Origin of the sequence: Proteus alimentorum (genome assembly GCF_002607735.1) — a bacterium.
Lineage (GTDB): Bacteria > Pseudomonadota > Gammaproteobacteria > Enterobacterales > Enterobacteriaceae > Proteus > Proteus alimentorum.
Genome location: NZ_NBVR01000031.1, coordinates 589944 through 611121, shown reverse-complemented (window position 1 = coordinate 611121; position 21178 = coordinate 589944). Strand labels below are relative to the sequence as shown.

At 39.6% G+C, this 21178-nt stretch carries 14 protein-coding genes and 1 riboswitch; of the genes, 3 read left to right on the top strand and 11 right to left on the bottom strand.

What is annotated here, in order from left to right:
- Positions 1-62: 62 nt before the first annotated feature.
- Both pagP and B6258_RS13340 read right to left on the bottom strand, forming a co-directional pair.
- A complete protein-coding gene (pagP, locus tag B6258_RS13345) occupies positions 63-698 on the bottom strand; it encodes a lipid IV(A) palmitoyltransferase PagP (protein WP_099075655.1) in 636 nt (211 codons plus the stop codon).
- A gap of 605 nt (positions 699-1303) precedes the next feature.
- The gene (locus tag B6258_RS13340; RefSeq protein WP_099075654.1) at positions 1304-1948 is read right to left on the bottom strand and encodes a hypothetical protein; all 645 of its coding nucleotides are present in this window, start codon (positions 1946-1948) and stop codon (positions 1304-1306) included.
- A 316-nt stretch (positions 1949-2264) separates the two neighbouring features.
- A riboswitch (TPP riboswitch) is annotated at positions 2265-2353 on the top strand.
- Positions 2354-2404: 51 nt separating this feature from the next.
- Here B6258_RS13340 and thiD point away from each other — a divergent pair.
- Positions 2405-3202 (top strand): bifunctional hydroxymethylpyrimidine kinase/phosphomethylpyrimidine kinase, encoded by a 798-nt coding sequence (gene thiD, locus B6258_RS13335; protein ID WP_099075653.1) that lies wholly within the window; start codon positions 2405-2407, stop codon positions 3200-3202.
- Positions 3203-3274: 72 nt separating this feature from the next.
- Here thiD and fbaB read toward each other — a convergent pair whose 3' ends face one another.
- From fbaB to B6258_RS13295, 8 genes are all read right to left on the bottom strand, one after another.
- Positions 3275-4324 (bottom strand): class I fructose-bisphosphate aldolase, encoded by a 1050-nt coding sequence (fbaB, locus tag B6258_RS13330; RefSeq protein WP_099075652.1) that lies wholly within the window; start codon positions 4322-4324, stop codon positions 3275-3277.
- A gap of 49 nt (positions 4325-4373) precedes the next feature.
- Positions 4374-5267 (bottom strand): lipid kinase YegS, encoded by an 894-nt coding sequence (yegS, locus tag B6258_RS13325; RefSeq protein ID WP_099075651.1) that lies wholly within the window; start codon positions 5265-5267, stop codon positions 4374-4376.
- Between the two features lie 296 nt (positions 5268-5563).
- A complete protein-coding gene (trhP, locus tag B6258_RS13320) occupies positions 5564-6943 on the bottom strand; it encodes a prephenate-dependent tRNA uridine(34) hydroxylase TrhP (RefSeq protein WP_099075650.1) in 1380 nt (459 codons plus the stop codon).
- A gap of 119 nt (positions 6944-7062) precedes the next feature.
- Complete coding sequence (gene baeR / locus B6258_RS13315) at positions 7063-7770, bottom strand: envelope stress response regulator BaeR (protein ID WP_099075649.1); 708 nt, start codon at positions 7768-7770, stop codon at positions 7063-7065.
- Positions 7771-7794: 24 nt separating this feature from the next.
- Positions 7795-9171: an envelope stress sensor histidine kinase BaeS gene (gene baeS / locus B6258_RS13310; RefSeq protein ID WP_099075648.1), complete on the bottom strand. Its 1377-nt coding sequence runs from the start codon at positions 9169-9171 to the stop codon at positions 7795-7797.
- Positions 9168-12251, bottom strand: coding sequence for a multidrug efflux RND transporter permease subunit MdtC (mdtC, locus tag B6258_RS13305; RefSeq protein WP_099075647.1), 3084 nt, complete (start codon positions 12249-12251; stop codon positions 9168-9170). The genes baeS and mdtC overlap by 4 nt, the downstream gene beginning before the upstream one ends.
- Positions 12248-15379, bottom strand: a complete 3132-nt coding sequence (locus B6258_RS13300) for an MdtB/MuxB family multidrug efflux RND transporter permease subunit (RefSeq protein ID WP_099075646.1) — start codon at positions 15377-15379, stop codon at positions 12248-12250. Before B6258_RS13300 ends, mdtC begins: the two co-directional genes overlap by 4 nt.
- Positions 15379-16614, bottom strand: coding sequence for an MdtA/MuxA family multidrug efflux RND transporter periplasmic adaptor subunit (locus tag B6258_RS13295; protein WP_099075645.1), 1236 nt, complete (start codon positions 16612-16614; stop codon positions 15379-15381). Before B6258_RS13295 ends, B6258_RS13300 begins: the two co-directional genes overlap by 1 nt.
- A 561-nt stretch (positions 16615-17175) precedes the next feature.
- Here B6258_RS13295 and dtpA point away from each other — a divergent pair.
- Positions 17176-18642, top strand: coding sequence for a dipeptide/tripeptide permease DtpA (dtpA, locus tag B6258_RS13290; RefSeq protein ID WP_099075644.1), 1467 nt, complete (start codon positions 17176-17178; stop codon positions 18640-18642).
- 146 nt (positions 18643-18788) lie between these two features.
- On the opposite strand, the gene B6258_RS13285 is transcribed toward dtpA, so the two are convergent.
- On the bottom strand, positions 18789-20162 hold the full coding sequence (locus tag B6258_RS13285; RefSeq protein WP_099075643.1) for an MFS transporter: 1374 nt from the start codon (positions 20160-20162) through the stop codon (positions 18789-18791).
- A gap of 769 nt (positions 20163-20931) precedes the next feature.
- On the opposite strand from B6258_RS13285, the gene B6258_RS13280 reads away from it, so the two are divergent.
- A complete protein-coding gene (locus B6258_RS13280) occupies positions 20932-21153 on the top strand; it encodes a hypothetical protein (protein ID WP_099075642.1) in 222 nt (73 codons plus the stop codon).
- The last annotated feature ends 25 nt before the right edge of the window (positions 21154-21178 follow it).

The following is a 21178-nucleotide window of genomic DNA, read 5'->3' as shown; positions in this document are numbered from 1 at the left end:
TTTTGAATAGGTGAGCCAGTGTTTGGTATACACTCAGCGCCATTAATAAATAGGGAAATGGTTTACTGCCAGCGTAACCAAGCAAATAACACGTTACCATTGTTATAAGTCCCTGGCACATAGGTCGCTTGTAGTGAAAGATGTCCGTAACCGACAGAAACTAAAGGTAAAGGCAAGGGCATTGGAATGTAGTTGTATTCGTGACGTGCTGTAATACTGAGTGTAAATCCTGCCCCCATACGAAACCCATCTTTATCACCGGGATACCACATTTTCTCAAAACCATAGCCCATAATAGGCTGTACACGGTTATTTGAGTCCATAAATGCCATCGCATAAAGAGAGTGCCAATCACCATCATTGTCATAACGATACTTACCCATACCAAAGCCCCAAGGTGTTTCGTTATAGCGATCGGTTTTTTCTTTATCGTAGGTAAAACGGTTATGCCAAGTCCATACCGGTAAATAGTAATTATATTGGTCGTTATCCCAAGTTTGATTGACATTACGTTTGAATTTTCCCCAGTAGCTCTCTTCATTATTAGATTGAGATGAGGTACTGGTGACTTGTTGGTTTTCTGTCGTAATAATCTGATGGGGATTTGTATTATTTTCAGAAGCGAAAGCTGACGTTGTTAACGCAAGTGAAAACATCGTTGTGGCTAATACGCTAGGGTGAAAATAGGGTGATGACATAATATAACTCCGAGTACGGCATAAACAGTGATTCTGGTGATGACAAATAAACATTACTGATAGTGTTATTTAATCGACAAGTATTTAAGATAAGAGGTATCTGAAACTTTACTTCTTAAATAAAATCTTAAGGGATTAGAATCGGTTATAAAGAAAATAGATAAAGTTATTGTATTTATAAATGTATTTTTTTGATATTTAAGGCAGTTACTCTTAATGATAACGAATTGTTTTTAATAAAATATTAAGCTTTTATTAGATTACGAATAAATGTCTGATAAATAAGATTAAAGAAATATCATTTAAGATTGCCTATTTTCAGAAGAAAAAATCAACAAGAACACTATTTTTATGATTTAACTGAAATATTGATTCAATATCAATAGCTTTTAATTACGAAAAGGCATCTATTTCCAGCAGGATGATAGATTAACCAATAAATAGAGTTAAACAAAAAAAGAAAAAAACAGAGATTGGTTTATAAAACGTTTAGGTTTAAGCGCTGATAATGGGAGTGTGGTCTGTTTTTTATACAGATAATCCTATGGTGAAAGAGTGCAAATTAAAGAATCGTTGTTCACACTCTTTCAAAGGGAAGAAAGCATTTATTGAGATAATTTTTCTTGGCTAATCACAAGGAGTCGGTGAGTATGAGTATCACGATCCTTACCCCAGCAGAAAGCGTCCCAGTTTTCATAAAGATCATCAGTATCTTTCACAACGGTTAGAGGGCGGTTTTCTTCTGTTCCATCTGAAATATAAACATTAAGGTGAGCAGTAAAAGCCCAATCAATCATTGTTTCCCAAAAACGCTTACCAGCACCTGTTTGCTCTTCATCAGAAACAACAATGCTGTATGTTTTAAGTAAATAACTAAAGAAGTATCTAGGGAGATATCTTGTCGCAATATCATGTTCTTCAGAAACAGTTCGCCACACTTTAACTTGAGTACATGTTGTTTTACTAAATATAATGTCTTTGCGAAAAATAAGTTCCACAAGATAAACTGTTTCAGGTGCATTGGTAGTTGAAATTAAACGATATTGATTTCGTTTTAAAGACTTAACAAAACGATATCCATCGGGGATGCTATATTCTGGTAATACAAAGTCTTCAACGCCTTTTTCAAGGAATTCTTTTGTATGATCAATATTTTTAGAGTGAATTTTCAATTTTACATTAAAGTCTGCATCAGGAATAAGATAAGGCATTGATTGTCCATTATTCTGTTGCGATGGTTCATTTTTCATTTAGCCCCTCCGCATTGTGTGATTGTCCAGAAATGCATTATAAATACCTCATCTAGCAGATAATATATCGATTGTCGTTAAAATGAACAAAATAATTTATTTTATTCTTCTTATTTAAATATATCTGAAATATATTCCTTAAATTGATGTGTCATGCAATAGAAGCCATCGGCTTAGTATTTATTATATACAACCTTCGCTGATTTATCTTAATGAATAACAAATCTCAACAATAGAAAGTTAATAAATCGAGATCAGTTAACAAACTAGCATCTTTATCTTGAGCATGCGATACTCCTTATCGCCTGAATTTACAGGCTTTGGCTCGGGGCGCCTTATGGCTGAGATGAACCCGTATAACCTGATCTGGATAATGCCAGCGTAGGGAAGTCAAGGTAACTCTGCTGATTAACAGAGCCCGACTTTTCTGTAACTGGTGAAAGGAGGAGTTAATCAGTGAGATTCAATGCATTGTCTATCGCAGGCACCGATCCTAGTGGTGGTGCAGGTATTCAGGCTGATCTGAAAACATTTTCCGCACTGGGTGTATATGGCACAACAGTAATGACAGCACTTGTTGCTCAAAATACTTGTGGTGTCCGTAGTGTCTATGATTTATCCCCTGATTTTGTGGCAGCTCAATTAGATGCTGTCTTGTCTGATGTTCGTATTGATAGCGCCAAAATAGGTATGCTCTCTAATGCCTCAATTATTGATGTGGTTTGTGACAAAATTCAGCAATATGCTATTCCTTTTGTTGTGCTTGATACGGTTATGATTGCAAAAAGCGGTGATCCTCTATTACAGCCTGATGCGGTTAATAAAATGGTCACTCAGCTTTTGCCTCTGGTTGATTTGATCACGCCTAATTTGCCCGAAGCGGCAGCACTGCTAGGTTGTGAAGTCGCTCAAGATGAAATAACGATGAAGCAACAAGGTTATGCATTGCTAAAACAAGGATGCAAAGCTGTGTTGATGAAAGGAGGACATTTAACTGAAGATGAAAGTCCTGATTGGTTATTTACGCAAGATGGCGAGTGGCGATTTACTTCTAAACGCGTTAATACGAAAAATACCCATGGTACAGGATGCACACTTTCAGCCGCTTTAGCCGCTATTCGTCCTCAAGTTTCTCACTGGCAAATTTGCGTTGAACAAGCAAAAGCCTATTTACAGCAAGCGTTAGAACATGCTGACAGTTTAGACGTTGGGCGAGGTTTCGGCCCTGTACATCATTTTCATCGCTGGTGGTAAAATGTTGCTGACAACAACACTTATCTTAAAAAAAGCCACTCATTGAGTGGCTTCTACATTTAAACCTATCCGTTAAGCAATAGTGACAGATTTATTTAGATAAACATCTTGCACTGCATTTATAAGAGCAACGCCGTCTTTCATTGATTTCTTGAACGCTTTACGTCCTAAGATCAAGCCCATACCACCCGCACGTTTATTAATAACGGCGGTACGAACTGCATCTTCAAGGTCATTATTACCTGAAGCGCCGCCAGAGTTAATTAATCCCGCACGACCCATATAGCAGTTTGCTAATTGGTAACGAACTAAATCAATTGGGTTTTCAGTAGTGAGTTTAGTGTAAACACGCTCATCAGTATGACCAAAACCAATCGCTTTAAAGCCACCGTTATTTTCAGCCATTTTTTGTTTAACGATATCAGCACCAATAGTGGCGGCTAAATGGTTTGCTTGCCCCGTTAAATCTGCACTTGCATGGTAATCTACGCCATCTTTCTTAAAGGAAGGGTTACGTAAATAAGCCCATAATACAGTGACCATACCCAATTCATGAGCACGCTCAAAGGCCATTGAAATCTCTTCAATTTGGCGACGGCTTTCTTGTGAACCAAAGTAAATGGTCGCACCCACTGCAACAGCACCCATTTCGAAAGCTTGTTCTACACTTGCATACAGTGTTTGGTCATATTGCGCTGGGTAGCTTAGGGTTTCATTGTGGTTTAATTTTACAAGAAAGGGGATTTTGTGTGCATAGCGACGAGAAACAGAAGCAAGAACACCATAAGTAGAGGCTATACAGTTACAACCCGCTTCAATCGCTAACTCAACAATATTTTTCGGATCAAAATAGAGTGGGTTTGCCGCAAAAGAGGCTGCGGCAGAGTGCTCAACACCTTGGTCAACAGGTAGAATAGACAGATAACCCGTTCCCGCTAAACGTCCGTGATTAAACAGGGTTTGCATTGAACGTAACACGCTATTAGGACGATTGTTATCAATCATGACACGATCAACAAAGTCAGAACCTGGCAGGTAGAGATTTTCGCTTGGGATGGTTTGGCAACGATGTTCTAATAATGATTTTGCATCAGCACCTAACAAACTTACTATATCAGTCATTACATACTCCAGTTCATGATGAGATGAGAGTGATTGTCATTTATCTACATTAAGATAACAAGTCACATTGAGGCGGTAACCGGCAGTGGATCGCTTCAGGTAACACAATAAATTCAAATTTATTCCCTAAAAGGGGTTCTCCATCTAAATTAAATACCATTTCATGAGATGCACTAATGTTTATCCAGCGGCTTTCTCGCTCGATTATCTTGTCATTCTTCTTGCTATCAAACATGCTGCTTAGAATCGAGGGGAGAAGTTCGTTGGCTTCAACGAGGGTGAGATTGAGCTTATTGTCATTAATTAAGGCTTCTGAACACAGTTTTTGTCCTCCACCCGCTTGACGACCATTGCCGATAGCTAAAATAAGAGACTCACCTTCCCAGTGGAAATTCTCTGCTTCAATTGTGCAGTGATCTGCTTTTAAAGCATCAATATTTAAAAGACCATTAATAAAATAGGCGGCTCCACCTAATGCGGATTTTAACGCTTCTGGGGTTTCTGTTGTGATTTTTGTGCCAAAGCCGCCTGTTGCCATATTGATAAAATAGTGAGTCTTATTGACAGCGATAATATCAATAGGGACTGCACGGCCTTTAACCGCTAAATTAAGTGCATTTTCCATATCACGAGGAATTTGTGCGCTGGTGGCAAAATCATTTGCTGTGCCTAATGGAATAATCCCAAGGATTGGCGGTGATGAAAGTGATAAATGAATAAGTTCAGAAGCAACACTATTAATCGTGCCGTCACCTCCCGCGGCAATCACCGTTTCAGCATTTATATCAATAGCTTCTTGTACAAAACGGCGTACATCACAGGACTCCCAAGTCACTCTTACTTGGAGATCAAAACCTTCATCACGTAATTGGTACACCGCTTTTCTCAATGCGCTATTGTTCGCGTTTTTTCCATTAATGATTAGCAAACTAATTTTACTCATTGATGAGTTCCTTTAATTGAATCACTCTTTTAAAGGTAACGGATATCGAGAAAATTACTATTTTTTTTTACAAATGATAACGAAAAAGGGCGTGTGCTTTATACAAAGGGAGTTGATAAGAAGGGGCAAAAAGAAAAGGCAAATCCAAGGGAGATTGGATTTGCCAAGGAGGTGGTTCCTAGTCTTACTGTATTCATTCTAGTTCTTTATTTTTCGGAACTGATGATACGGTAAACAAATCATTATTGATGTGATCTGTATTTGAAATTGACCACTTTAAATCAGATTATGACGCTTTACTTCACTTCTACCGCATCAATCTTATGTGGTTGACGCGTTGTTGTACCTTGTAGGTTGCGAATAAGCAGTGCGAAATCTAAATCAACATCTTCAGGAACAGACAAATAAACCATGTGACCATTACCAGGGGCAACATCCGTTGGCTGCAGTTTTTTGTTAAACAGCGTTTCTAGCGTAAATTGAATATTTCCAGTTGGTGTCATTAATTCTAGGCTATCACCTAAAACAAATTTATTTTTAACATCAACTTCAGCTAAACCGTTTACGCGTTTACCTGTAAATTCACCGACAAATTGTTGAGTGTCAGAGACAGAATAACCATATTCATACGTTTGGTACGCATCATGGGTATGACGACGTAAGAAACCTTCGGTATAACCGCGATGTGCTAAGCCTTCTAATGTCGTTAGCAATGTTGGATCGAATGGTTTACCTGCAACAGCATCATCAATTGCACGACGATACATTTGTGCAGTACGGGCACAGTAATAGAAGGATTTAGTACGACCTTCAATTTTCAGCGAATGCACACCCATTTGAGTTAATTGCTCAACGTGTTCAATCGCACGCAAGTCTTTAGAGTTCATGATATAAGTACCGTGTTCATCTTCGAACGCAGTCATATATTCACCAGGACGTTTTGCTTCTTCAATTAAGTAGACTTTATCTGTTGGCGCGCCAACACCTAAAGTAGGCTCAACGTTTTTAACAGGAATTGGCGTGTATTTTTCAACGATATTACCGACATCGTCTTCTTTGCCTTCTTCGACTTTATATTCCCAACGGCAAGCGTTAGTACATGTACCTTGGTTCGGGTCACGTTTATTGATATAGCCCGATAACAGGCAACGGCCTGAGTAAGCCATACATAATGCACCGTGAACGAACACTTCTAATTCCATATCAGGAACTTGCTTACGAATTTCAGCAATTTCATCAATAGAAAGCTCACGAGAAAGGATCACGCGAGTTAATCCCATTTGACGCCAGAATTTTACGGTTGCCCAGTTAACGGCATTGGCTTGTACTGAAAGGTGGATATCCATTTCAGGGAAGGCTTCGCGTACCATCATGATCAAACCCGGATCAGACATAATCAGCGCATCAGGGCCCATATCAATGACGGGTTTTAAGTCACGGATAAAGGTTTTTAATTTAGCATTATGAGGTGCGATATTAACCACAACATAGAAGCGTTTACCTAATTCGTGGGCTTCTTGAATACCTTTAGCGAGGTTTTCGTGGTTAAACTCATTATTACGCACACGTAAGCTATAACGTGGCTGACCTGCATAAACGGCGTCTGCGCCATAAGCAAATGCATAGCGCATATTTTTTAATGAGCCAGCAGGAGAGAGCAATTCGGGTGTAAACATGGTTAATTTCCTGGTTCTGATTTCAAGTCAGTCCCCCACACATTGGGTAGGGGTATATCATAAAGGGGTGGATTCTAGCGCTTAAGTGTAGCGAGGTTCAATGTATTCCTGAAAAAATATCATCGAAAACGGTAAGCTTGGGTTTCCCAGCGATAGCCTTGGCCATAAATCGAGCGAATAAATTCAATTTGATCGTTAAGTTGCTCAAGTTTGCGTCGTAAGTTTTTAATATGACTATCGATGGTTCTATCCGTCACAATGCGGTCGTCATCATAAAGGTGATCCATAAGCTGATCACGGGTTAATATTTTGCCGGGCTGAGTGGCTAAGGCTTTTAATAAACGAAATTCTGCAGTGGTTAAATCGAGAATTTTATTGTTGTATTGGATTTGATAAGCCTGCTCATCAATGACGACTAATTTATCATTTTGAACAATATCTTGTGGTCGATAAAAACGACGCAATAAGGTTTTGACTCTGGCGACCACTTCTCTTGGACTATAGGGCTTGCAAATATAGTCATCAGCGCCAATCTCAAGCCCAAGTAATCGATCAACTTCTTCTGTTTTAGCGGTCACCATAATGATTGGAATATCTGAAAACTGACGTAACTCTTTACAGATCGTAATGCCGTCTTTAACGGGTAACATCAGATCTAATAGTATTAAATCGTAGTGTTGTTGTTTTACCCAATGGCTCACTTCAGCACCATCTGCTAACCAATGAGTCTGATACCCTGATGCTTGAAGGTAATCAATAAGCAATTGGGCAAGTTTAGGTTCATCCTCAACAATCAGGATTGAATAGGGTGATTCAGATACTGTCATTTATTGGCTCAATAGTGATTAGACTTAAAGGTCATCAGAATATGCAGGTAATTCTATAAGGATTTTCATGCCACCTAAAGAGGAGGGCATCGCACTTATCTTACCATTATGAGCTTCGACAATATTTTCGCAAATCGCAAGGCCTAAACCAGACCCGCCACTTGCACGATTTCGTGAGTTTTCTGCACGATAAAAGCGTTGGAAAACAACTTTGTATTGAGCGCTATCTAGTCCCGGCGCACTATCTTCTAATGAAATAACAACATGATTTTGCTCTTTTTGGGTGCTGATATGCAATTGACCACCTGAATAAGTATAGCGTACGCTATTCTCGAGCAGATTATGAAAAAGCTGGATCAACCTATCAGGATCGGCTTGCACAATCAGTGGCGATAAATCATCTAATTCGGTGAGTAAAGCAATATCTTTAGTTTGATATGTGTGACGATAAGAAGCCACTGCCAACAAAATCACCTCATTAATATCAATAAAATCTTTACGATAAGTTAAAGAGCCTCTATCTGATAATGAAAGCTGGTGGAGATCATTAACCAATTTTGTCAGGTTTGTGACTTCGAATAAAAGGGAGTTGAGCGTTTCTGTTGTGGGATTTCTGACACCATCTTGTAACGCTTCAAGCTCACCTTTTAAAATGGCGAGAGGGGTTCGCAATTCATGTGAGATATCTGCCATATAATCACGGCGAATTTGCTCATTTTTTTCTAGTGTGCTGGCAAGTTGGTTAAAGTCAGTCGCGAGTTGACTGATCTCATCCTTACTTGCAGGTGTCACACGAACAGAAAAATCACCGGCCGCTAATTTATGTGTCGCCTCAACCAGCCGCTTTACTGGGCGTATCATATTGCGAGAAAGAATAAGTGTGATGAGTAAAGCAAAAAGAACGGCTAAACCGGCAATTATCCAACTGGTGCGTAATTGTTGTTTATCAAAATTAATATCCGCTTCACTGCTGATTTTATCTGCAGCACTGACAATCACCCAACCCACAATTTCATCATGAGAGGTAATGGGCTTTTTGAATATCTCTTCAGGAAATTGATTATCATGACCAAATAACCGCTTCATATCTTTATCAACGATCCAAAACTGAGTACGCCAGCCTCTTGGTGCAGGGCCTTCACCACTTTGGCTTATTTGGTCAATACTTCGTAATATTTGATAAAGAGAACGATCATCTTTATTGAGGAAACGCCAATCTCCCGTTAACGCATATTGTTCAGTTAAGGCTTCTGCTAAAAGAGTTGCACGCTGTTCACTGTTTTTCTTGATATAACCAATGAATCCTTGCTGGAAGCTACCTCGAATACCGATATGCATGGCGAGAACAACCACCATACACGTAGCGAAAACGACTAAAAACAGCTTGCTTCTCAATTTCATGCATTTGCCTCTTTTTTGCTGATACGTCGTTGTTGCCAACGTTCACGTAATCCATCAAAAAATAGATAAATAACAGGGGTTGTATAAAGAGTCAGTAGTTGGCTCATCAATAAACCCCCTACAATTGTTATTCCTAAGGGTTGTCTTAATTCAGCACCATCTCCGCTACCTAGCATCAATGGTAACGCGCCAAATAAAGCGGCGAGGGTTGTCATAATAATAGGACGAAAACGCAACAGGCTGGCTTGAATAATCGCCTCTTTAGCTGACAACTTGCCTTCACGCTGTGCTGTAATTGCAAAATCCACCATAATAATGGCGTTTTTCTTCACAATACCAATCAGCAACATAATGCCAATAAGCGCAATCAGACTAAAAGGTGTATTAAAAAGCTGTAATGCTAATAGGGCACCTACACCCGCAGAAGGAAGGGTAGATAAGATAGTCAGCGGATGAATATAACTCTCATACAATACCCCTAAGACCAAATAAACCGTCACAATGGCTGCTAAAATAAGAATGAGCTGTGACTTAATGGTTTCTTGGAAGATCTGTGCGGTACCTGCAAAGGTGCCTCTTACGGTGTTAGGAACACCCAACTCCGTCATTGTACGCTCAATAGCATTAATGGCATCAGCTAATGTATAGCCTTCGGGGATATTAAAGGCAATGGTTGAAGAGGCAGATAATCCTTGGTGATTAACACTTAATGGTGCATTAGCGGGATACCAACTTGCAAATGCGGATAATGGGATACGTTCACCTTGATTATTGACGACATACATTTTATCTAACGCAGAAACATCTTGAGTATATTGCTCCGAGACTTCCATGACCACTTTATACTGATTTAACGGCGCATAAATGGTGGAGATCTGACGCTGACCAAAAGCATTGTTTAGCAGATTATTGGCATCACTGACATTAATACCTAATTGTGACATGGTATCGCGATCGTAAGTCAGTGCCATTTCGGCGCCTTTATCTTCTTTATCAGAGTTAACGTCTACAAGCTGAGGCAGTTGACCTAAAGCTTTACGGACAATAGGTTCCCATTTCCGCAACTCGCTTAAATCATCAGCTAATAAGGTAAATTGATAACTGGCATTCGCTTGGCGTCCACCCGCTCTAACGTCTTGCACTGGCATTAAAAAGAGGTTGGCACCGGGTTCATTGGCTAATTTTGTCCGAAGGCGATTAATCACTTGATTTGCACTGTCGGTACGTTCTGACAGCGGATTGAGGGAGATAAACATAAATCCACTGTTAATACGTCCTCCGCCAGTAAAACCTGTTACGCTATCAACGTCTTTATCAGCATTAATTTCTTGCATAAAACGGGTCATTTTTTCTTTCATCGATTGGAATGAAATACTTTGATCAGCACGCACAAACCCCATTAAACGGCCCGTATCTTGGTCGGGGAAAAACGTTTTTGGCGCACTGATATATAAATAAGCATTTAAGCCCAAAGTGGCGAGAAAAATAGCCATAACCCAGCGTCGATGGCGCAATGCGGCTTGCAATGTGACGCTGTAACCTTGCTGGGCGCGAAAAAGTAACTTACCAAAACCGCGTAAATGCGATTGTGCTTTAGGTTTCATTCCTTTTAGTAAATGCGCACACATCATGGGTGTTAGCGTTAGAGAAACAAATAACGAGATAGCAATAGCGGTTGTTAAGGTGATGGCAAATTCTTTAAATAATCGCCCGACCAGACCATCCATTAACAGTAATGGAATAAAAACGGCAACAAGAGAAATACTCATCGAAAGAACAGTAAAACCCACTTCACCAACCCCTTTCAAGGCGGCATCTTTGGGTTTTAAACCATTCTCAATATGGCGAGAAATATTTTCAAGCACCACAATGGCATCATCAACCACAAAGCCCGTAGCCACAGTTAATGCCATTAATGAAAGGTTATTTAAACTGAAACCACAGAGGTACATCGCTGAAAAAGTACCAATTAATGAAACGGGTACAGCAACAGCAGGGATCAGCGTGGCACGACCTGAGCGTAAAAATAAAAACACAACTAAAATCACTAACGCCACAGCAATGGCTAACGCGCGTTCAACTTCCGCTAATGATGCGCGAATAGTGGGTGTTCTATCTTGTGCTACTTTTAAATCAACACTGGCAGGAATAAGCTCACGCAATTCAGGAAGTTCATCACGAATACGATTGACGGTTTCAATGATATTGGCACCCGCTTCACGACGAATAACCAGCAAAATAGCAGGCTCTCCACCACTCATTCCTGCGGCTCGTGAATTTTGTACTGAGTCAGTAACTTGTGCTACATCGCTTAAACGTACAACAGCATCTTGATTGTAATGCACAATCACAGGGCGATATTCAGACGCTTTACTGAGTTCATCGTTAGTTTGGATTTGCCAACGGCCCTCATCATTATTTACAAAGCCTTGAGGTCGGCGCACATTTGCTTGATTAATCGCTTTTCTGACATCATCGAGACTGACATTTTGGTTAAATAACGCATCGGGATTGAGGGCGACACGTATCGCTGGCAAGGAGCCACCACCAACAGAAACTTCACTGACCCCTTCAATCTGCGAGATTTTTTGTGCCAATCTTGTTGACGCGAGATCGTAAAGCTCCCCTGTATTTTGGGTATCAGAGGTGAGCGTTAAGATCATAATCGGTGCATCTGAAGGATTCGATTTATAATAACGTGGGCGGCTTGGCATACCTGATGGTAATAAGCTTTGTGAAGCATTTAACGCTGCTTGTACATCTCGAGCGGCTGTATTGATATCTTTGTTTAAATCGAACACCAGCGTAATGTTGGTACTTCCAAGCGAACTGCTTGATGTCATTTCATCAATACCCGCAATTCGCCCTAAAGAGCGCTCAAGCGGTGTAGCAACAGAGGATGCCATTGTTTCAGGTGATGCCCCCGGTAATGAGGCAGAGATATTAATAACGGGATAATCCACCTGTGGCAAAGGTGCCACAGGAAGTAACATAAAGCCTAATACACCGCAAAGTGAAATCGCTAAACTGAGCAAGGTAGTTGCTACGGGTCGTTGAATAAAGAGGGCAAAGCACTTCATGATACAGCCCCGTTATTATTCTCAACGTGTTTATTACGGTTGATATAGAGCGATAATTTATCAAATAACAGATAAATCACTGGTGTTGTAAATAGGGTTAAGATTTGGCTCATAATTAAGCCCCCAACCATACAAACCCCTAATGGCTGACGTAATTCTGCCCCTACACCGGTACTTAACATTAAAGGCAAAGCACCTAATAGCGCCGCCATTGTGGTCATTAAGATTGGGCGGAAACGTAATAAACACGCTTGATAAATAGCTTCGTAAGGTGTTAAACCTTGTTCTCGTTCAGCGGCAAGGGCGAAGTCTATCATCATGATCGCATTTTTCTTTACGATCCCGATAAGCAAGATGATCCCAATAATCGCAATAATATCAAGTTCATTGCCTGCGGCTATTAAAGCCAATAATGCGCCGACACCTGCTGTTGGTAGTGTCGATAAAATCGTAATAGGGTGAATAAAACTCTCATATAACACACCTAATACAATATACATTGCGACAATTGCCGCGATAATCAGCCACAAAGTACTTGAAAGCGCACTTTCAAATGCCAAGGTCGCCCCTTGGAATTGCGTGGTAATATCTCTTGGCATAGAAATTTGCTCTTCAGCCAATTTCACTGCTTTCACCGCGTCTTCAAGAGAGGATTGTTCAGCGACATTAAATGAGAATGTTGCTGAAGGGAATTGCTCTTGATGATTAATAGAAAGTGGCGCTAAGCGTTGCTCTACGGATGCAATCGATAATAAAGGCACCATCGCACCATCGTTACCTGTTAAATGCACGGCTGAAAGTGCCTGCAATCCATCTCCATTACGAATATCTTGTTCTAATACCACGCGATACTGATTAGCTTGAGTGTAGATAGTTGAAATTAAACGCTGACCAAACGCATTATAAAGTGCGTTATCAATTTCACTCATTGAAATACCTAAACGGCTTGCTGAGTCTCTATCCACTTTGATATACGCCATCATGCCGCCATCTTGCCAATCACTGCTGATATCCATTAATTCAGGACTGTCTTTTAGTGCTTGAGAGAGCTTAGGCACCCAATAAGCCAATTCATCCAATGATGTTGCTTGTAGCGTAAATTGATACTGAGTACGAGAAACTTGCGTATCAATCGTTAAATCTTGAGTTGGTTGCAGATAGAGCGTCATGCCTGAAATAGAAGCGATACGTTCTTGTAAACGAGGAATAATCACATCTATCCTATCATCACGCTGATCGAGGGGTTTTAACGTGATTTGTAATCGTCCCGTATTGAGTGTTGCGTTGCTTCCATCAATACCGACAAAACTAGCAATATTATCAATAGCCGGATCATCAATTAATTTATCAACGACTTGCTGCTGTTTTTCTACCATTGCTTGATAAGAAATAGATTGTGAGGTTTCAATGGTTCCTTGCAATAGCCCGTTATCTTGTAATGGGAAGAAGCCTTTAGGAATAAACATATATAGCAATACAGTGAGCACCAATGTACTAAGTGCTACGCCAAGGGTTATCCATTGATGGTTTAAAACACGTTTGAGCCAAACTGCATACACGGCAATCATTCTTTCAAAGAAACGCTCGCACGCCATTTCAAAACGGTTGTGTTTGATTTCATTTTCAGGCTTTAGCAATCGAGCACACATCATTGGCGTTAATGTGAGCGAAACCACCGCAGAGATTAGAATGGCGACAGCAAGGGTGATTGCAAACTCTCTAAATAAGCGGCCAACAATATCCCCCATAAATAACAGAGGGATCAGTACGGCAATAAGAGAGAAGGTAAGCGAAATAATGGTAAAACCAATTTCACCAGCCCCTTTTAAGGCGGCTGTTAACGGTTTATCACCACGTTCAAGGTAACGGGAGATATTTTCAATCACAACAATGGCGTCATCGACAACAAAGCCCGTGGCAATGGTTAATGCCATTAAGGTCAGGTTGTTGACAGAAAATCCACAAAAATACATCACGGCAAACGTACCCACTAATGAAAGCGGTACGGCAATACTTGGGATTAAGGTTGCGACACCATTACGTAAAAAGAGATAAATGACCATCACCACAAGGGCGATAGCTAAACCAAGCTCAAATTGCACATCTTTAACTGAAGCGCGAATGGTTGTGGTTCTGTCTGTTAAGATCTCAACATTAACGGATTTTGGTAAATTAGAGACTAAATCAGGCAATAAATTACGAATATTATCAGTGGTATCAATGACGTTAACGCCAGGTTGTCGTTGAACATTAATAATAATCGCTTGCTCATTATTCGCCCATGCACCTAATTGGTTGTTTTCAGGTGCTTGTTCAATGGTCGCGATATCAGATAGACGAATAGGCGCGCCATTTTTATAAGTAACGATTAACTGACGGTAATCTTCTAATGATTTCATCTGATCATTAGCAGATAACGTCACAGAACGGGTTGGCCCATCAAGACTCCCTTTCGCTGAGTTAACGTTCGCATTATTGATGGCTACACGAATTTTTTCGCTATCTAAACCGTAAGATGCTGCGGCTTGCGCATTGAGTTTGACTCTAACCGCAGGGCGCTGACCACCCGCTAAAGCGACTAAACCGACGCCATTAACTTGTGAAATTTTTTGCGAAATACGGGTTTCAACCATATCTTGCAATTGTGTCATCGGTAATGCGGAGCTAGTAACCGCTAAGGTTAAAATAGGTGGATCAGCCGGATTGACTTTGCTGTAAATCGGCGGATAAGGTAAATCGGAGGGTAACAGATTCGTAGCCGCATTTATCGCAGCCTGTACCTCTTGCTCTGCAACATCTAAGGGTAATGTTAATTGGAACATCAGTGTGATCACCGATGCCCCTCCCGAGCTTTGTGACGACATCTGTTTTAATCCAGACATCTGCCCAAATTGGCGCTCTAAAGGCGCGGTAACCGCTGATGTCATGACATCAGGGCTCGCTCCGGGATAGAGAGTAACGACCTGAATAGTGGGATAATCAACTTCAGGTAACGCAGAGACGGGTAGCATACGATAGCCGACAATTCCGGCTAAGAGTATGGCGACCATAAAAAGGGTGGTTGCAACAGGGCGCAGAATAAATAAGCGAGAGGGTCCCCCACCGGTACCGTGTGTTTTTTCGGTCATTACGCTTTCTCCGCAACAACACGGTTATTTTCTTTCGTCTTTGGCGCCGTTGGTGTCACGATATCGACTTTTGCACCCGGTGTTAATCTATCCACACCATCAGTGACAACGCGCTGATCTGTCGATAAACCAGACGCTATGACGACCTTCTCTGCATTTTGTAATGCCACTTCAACACGTAATTTACTCACTTTATTTTCGCTATCCACCACCCAAACAAAATGACCTTCATTACCCATTTGCAGAGCAGCATTAGGAATAACAACGGCTTTTTCTAATGTGGTGACATAAAGACGGACATTGACAAATTGGTTAGGAAATAATGTGGTCTCTTGCTGAGGGAAGCGTGCTTTTAATTTAATGGTGCCCGTTGTTGCATCAATTTGGTTATCAACACTAAATAATTTTCCTTTAGCTAATTCAAATTGATTATTTCTATCTAATGCGATGACGGGTAAATCTGCATTATTTTTACGTGCTTGAATAACATTCGCGAGATCTTGTTCTGGCAAGGTAAAAAGCACATCAACAGGATCCATTTGATTGATAACGACAATAGGCGTAGATGACCCCCCAGAGATATAATTCCCAACATCAACTTGTTTTAAACCCACTTGACCGGAAATAGGTGCCGTGATTTTGCTATAAGTGAGTTGTAGTTGTGCATTACTGATAGTGGCTTCATCAATACGAATGCTGGCTTCAGATTGTTTGACTAACGCTTGCTGATTATCGAGCTCTTGTTGTGAGACTAAATTAGTTTTCGCTAATTTCTGATAACGTGCTAAATCAAGACGTGCATTAGCTAATGTCGCCTGATCTTTTGCAAGTTGTCCTTTGGCTTGGGCTAATTGAACCTCAAATGGGCGAGAGTCAATTTCAGCTAATAAATCGCCTTTTTGAACGTGTTGTCCTTCCGTGAAATGTAACGCCATTAATTGGCCTTCAACACGGCTAGTGACGGTTACACTGTTAGTGGCTTTTACCGTGCCTAAAGCAGATAAAAATTGAGGAACATCTTCTTGTGTTGATGTTGCAACTTGAACAGGCGGTAAAGGAGGGCGACGAGATCCTGATGTACCTCGATTTTGTGAGTTTGTTGCTTGAGCCTCTTTATTTTCAGGCAACGTTGTTTTTGCTGCATTAAATTGCCAATAGGCGTAACCCCCTGCGATTACGACGATTAAAGCGATAATGAGAGAAACTCTTTTTTTAGCATTTTTATTTTTATTCATTACTTTTGTGATCTCACTGGCAACTAGCTAATCAGAAATACTGAAATGAAAATCTGGAATGCTGACATTCTACCTGTTTCTTCACAGTTAAAAATGGAGGAAATATGGAAATTAAGTCAAGGAATGTGTTTTATTGGCGTTATTTTAATCAATTAAAACAAATTGCTACTGGCATTATTTTATCGTTGTTATTCAATAAGTGATAATTCAGCAAATTAGCGATAAGCAGTAGCGTAGCTTAATTGTTTATATAGAGATAATTAAGTGTAAAATAATTTATTGATTATCAGTGAGTTATTTTGTTTGATGTTTTTTTAATCGCATAACTATTTTGTACAAATGGCTGTAACTATGATAAAACGCAATAGTTAGTTATAATTCTTAGATAATTATGCTTTCCAGTGATAGAATGCCATCCTTGTTTTTCTCTGCGTTGAACTCTTTTCAAAGAATAACAATCCAGTATGAAATTCACCGAGCTTTAACTCTGTCTTGAATAACGAAATTTTTGTAAAAATTAGCCTAAGTATAAAGGCGTAATAAAATAATTAGAGGTTTTTAGTGTCAACTGCAAACACACCTGACGATGGACAAAAACCGAGCCTGAATGCATTTAAACAGCCTCGTGCGTTTTATCTCATCTTCTCAATCGAATTATGGGAACGTTTCGGCTATTACGGTCTGCAAGGGATCATGGCCGTTTACTTGGTTAAAATGCTGGGCATGGGTGAAGCAGAAGCTATCACTGTTTTTGCTGCATTTACCGCATTAGTTTATGGCTTTGTTGCTATCGGTGGATGGCTTGGGGATAAAGTCCTTGGTACTAAAAGGGTTATTATTCTTGGGGCAATCGTACTGGCAATTGGTTATGCGATGGTGGCATTCTCTGATCACGATAAAGATGTGATTTATTGGGGACTTGCAACGATTGCAGTAGGTAATGGTTTATTTAAAGCTAACCCATCATCATTATTAGCAACTTGCTATGAGAAAGACGATCCGCAATTAGACGGTGCATTTACGATGTACTATATGTCTATCAACGTAGGTTCATTTTTATCTATGTTGGCAACACCATGGTTAGCGGCTAATTATGGCTGGGATGTTGCGTTTGCATTAAGCGTTGTGGGTATGCTGATCACCTTAGCAAACTTTATGGTTTGCCGTGGTTGGATCAAAGATAAAGGTTCTAGACCTGATTTTGAACCGCTTAATTATTCAAAATTATTATTAACGCTGGTGGGTATCGTTGCTTTAACCGCAGTATCGACTTGGCTGTTACATAATAATGAAGTGGCTAGTTGGTCTTTAGCTGTCATCTCATTAGGGATCATCCTGATTTTTGCGCGTGAAACCTTTATGATGAAAGGTGTGGCACGTCGCAAGATGATTGTGGCATTCTTACTGATGGTTGAAGCGGTGGTCTTTTTCGTTCTTTACGATCAAATGCCAACATCTTTAAACTTCTTCGCAATCCATAACGTTGAGCATTCTATTTTAGGTTTCAGTGTTCAACCTGAGCAATTCCAGTCACTTAATCCATTCTGGATCATGTTAGCAAGCCCACTATTAGCGGCTGTATATAACTTTATGGGTGATAAACTGCCAATGCCATATAAGTTCACTGTGGGGATGTTTTTAAGTGCGACCGCATTTTTAGTGCTACCACTGGGTGCAAGCATGGCAAATGAAGCAGGTATTGTGTCTTCATGGTGGTTAGTCGCAAGTTATGGTTTCCAAAGTATTGGTGAGTTAATGATTTCAGGACTCGGTCTTGCAATGGTTGCTCAACTTGTACCACAGCGTTTAATGGGCTTTATTATGGGCGCTTGGTTCTTAACTTCGGCAGCTGCTGCAATTATTGCAGGTAAAGTTGCGAGTTTAATGGCAGTACCAGAAGATGTACAAAGTGCTCACGCTTCATTAGAAATTTACAGCAGTGTATTCTTACAAATCGGTATTGTAACAGGTGTTATCGCAATTCTAATGCTGATCACTGCACCTATGTTAAGTAAAATGACACAGTAATTTGTGCCATTAAAACAAAATGTTAAGAAAAAAAAGGATGCCATCAGGTATCCTTTTTTGTCTTTATTGCCATAAAATTCAGCATAAAAAATACCGCCCTTAATAAGGGCGGTATGTATAAGGGGAGAGGCAATATTGGTAAAAGCCTAGCCGATCACTTTATCAACCTGCAGTGCCACTTCTTTCTCTCTAACTTTCGGTGTTACCGCAGTCCACCCTTTATAAGCTAAAGGTAAGAAAGCGACTGCAATCGCTAATAATGATACGCCTGCAACATAATAGGCGCCTGCCATGGCGGTTTTTTCTAACCATATTCCTGTTAACATGGGTGTTAATCCACCGAACAAGGCATAAGCCATATTGTAAGCAAAAGACAAGCCAGAAAAACGAATTGATGGTGGAAATGCTCTTGTGCTAACAATAGGCGTAGTAGCAATCGCCCCAACAAAAAAGCCCATCAAACCATAGTTAAACGCTAACTGAAAACCTGACATTGTTGCATCTAAACTGCCATAGAAATGGAATGCGGTAACAATCAAACCACCCCATGATAATGTCATTGACGCGCGTGTTCCTAATTTGTCACCAATCCAACCCCAGAATATGCAACCTAAGGTTAAGGTTAATGTTGCAACACAATTCGCTTCTAATGACGTGGTTCTATCAATTTTATAGATCCCTTCAACAATGACACCGGGTGTCATCAAAATGGTGACAACAATAGCCGTTGATAAAGACCATGTTAATGCCGCTGTAATTAAGCACGCTTGCTTGTGATTTTTAATAACAGAAACCACGGGCATTTCTTGGGCTAACGCTTTTTTCGCTGCCATCTCTTTAAAGATAGGTGTTTCTTGTAAAAAGCGACGTAAGTAAACAGAGATTAAGCCAAATACGCCCCCTAAGATAAAGGGAATACGCCATGCGAAATCATTCACTTCTTGGGCGCTATAACTGCGTTGAACGATGATAGCAACGATGGAACCTAATAAAATACCGCCTGTAATACCTGAAGTTAATGTTCCTACACCCAAACCATAACGTTGTTTTGGCGTGTGCTCTGCGATAAACACCCAAGCACCCGGCATTTCACCACCAATGGCAGCACCTTGCATAATGCGCATTAATAACAACAATAATGGTGCTGCAACCCCAATGCTGGCATAAGTTGGTAATAAACCAATCACTAATGTTGGTACCGCCATTAAGAAGATACTTAAGGTAAACATGCGTTTACGCCCAATAATATCTCCATAGTGTGCCATAATAATGCCACCCAAAGGGCGAGCAAGATAACCAGCAGCAAAAATCCCTAATGTCTGCATTTGGGCAATAAAGGCGTTATCACCGGGAAAGAACAAGTGGCTCAATGTTTTCGTAAAGAACACGAAGATCACGAAATCATAGAACTCCAAAGTTCCCCCTAGTGAGGATAAACCCAACGTTTTATAGTCGTTGCGGTTCAATGGTCTTGCCGTAGGTTGACTCAACGGCTGAGTGGAGTGTGATTGTGATGTCATAATAACAACCTATAATAATCATCGTGATAAAAATAATAAGTAATAAGATCACAATTAGATTCTTTTTAAATTAGCGAATAAAATAGGGTAAAAATAAATAACAGCAAAAGGTTATTTAAAGGCTATTTATGCGAGAAAGAATAATGTTGTGATGATGGTTTCAGTTATAACAGGAAGCTATTAATAATGTAAATAGTTAAAATCAAAATAACAGCATTAACTGTCATGTCGATAAGTTACGGTTTTATCGGTTTAATTGTCTCCGTTTTGTGATATTAAATATCAAAGTGTGTGATTTCACAATATATTATAAAATTATTATATTGATTAAAAAAAGTAAGAATGCAGTGTCTCTAAATAAAAAAGGTTTAATGATGAATATATTTATTCAAATACTAAATAAGTGTGGAAATAATAAATTAAGAAATAAGTTAATTTATTATTTTCCATAAATAAAGTTATTATTAGATAATTAATAAAGCTAATGGTATTAATAATGAAAGATATGATCTGATAGAAAATGAATTATTAGAATATTCTACTGTATGTTAAATTGCCGCTTAATGGAATTTTGTTTTAATATTTTTATGATTATTGAAATTAAAATTCAATAAAGTATTTGTTGATGATTTTATTTTTGTGTTTTTATGCGCAATGTGGTTTTTTTGAGATGTGTTGTTAAATTGAAAATAAAAACAAAAAGAGGCATCAAAAAAATTATTTTTGATTATAATTACATCAGTAAGTCAATTGATATATCGGAGGATTTATGGTCTCTATCTCAATGAGTGCTGTTCTCTTCGCTGCAATTGTTCTGTTCGCATCACTTTCTATCATCGCATTAGGTGGTGGTTTAGTATTAAAAACCATGCTTAATAGTACCAATCAAAATGATAGCTATTTATTAAGTGCTTCTGTTAAAAAGACTTTTATTACTTCATTGGTTATTGCCTTGTTGCTTGTCTATTATTACTTCTCAACAACGGCTTAATAGCTGTTTGATTGACATAAAAAAC

Coding starts and splice junctions, on each gene's coding strand:
- pagP (WP_099075655.1), bottom strand. CDS start 698: ATGTCATCACCCTATTTTCACCCTAGCGTATTAGCCACAACGATGTTT.
- B6258_RS13340 (WP_099075654.1), bottom strand. CDS start 1,948: ATGAAAAATGAACCATCGCAACAGAATAATGGACAATCAATGCCTTAT.
- fbaB (WP_099075652.1), bottom strand. CDS start 4,324: ATGACTGATATAGTAAGTTTGTTAGGTGCTGATGCAAAATCATTATTA.
- yegS (WP_099075651.1), bottom strand. CDS start 5,267: ATGAGTAAAATTAGTTTGCTAATCATTAATGGAAAAAACGCGAACAAT.
- trhP (WP_099075650.1), bottom strand. CDS start 6,943: ATGTTTACACCCGAATTGCTCTCTCCTGCTGGCTCATTAAAAAATATG.
- baeR (WP_099075649.1), bottom strand. CDS start 7,770: ATGACAGTATCTGAATCACCCTATTCAATCCTGATTGTTGAGGATGAA.
- baeS (WP_099075648.1), bottom strand. CDS start 9,171: ATGAAATTGAGAAGCAAGCTGTTTTTAGTCGTTTTCGCTACGTGTATG.
- mdtC (WP_099075647.1), bottom strand. CDS start 12,251: ATGAAGTGCTTTGCCCTCTTTATTCAACGACCCGTAGCAACTACCTTG.
- B6258_RS13300 (WP_099075646.1), bottom strand. CDS start 15,379: ATGACCGAAAAAACACACGGTACCGGTGGGGGACCCTCTCGCTTATTT.
- B6258_RS13295 (WP_099075645.1), bottom strand. CDS start 16,614: ATGAATAAAAATAAAAATGCTAAAAAAAGAGTTTCTCTCATTATCGCT.
- B6258_RS13285 (WP_099075643.1), bottom strand. CDS start 20,162: ATGACATCACAATCACACTCCACTCAGCCGTTGAGTCAACCTACGGCA.
- B6258_RS13280 (WP_099075642.1), top strand. CDS start 20,932: ATGGTCTCTATCTCAATGAGTGCTGTTCTCTTCGCTGCAATTGTTCTG.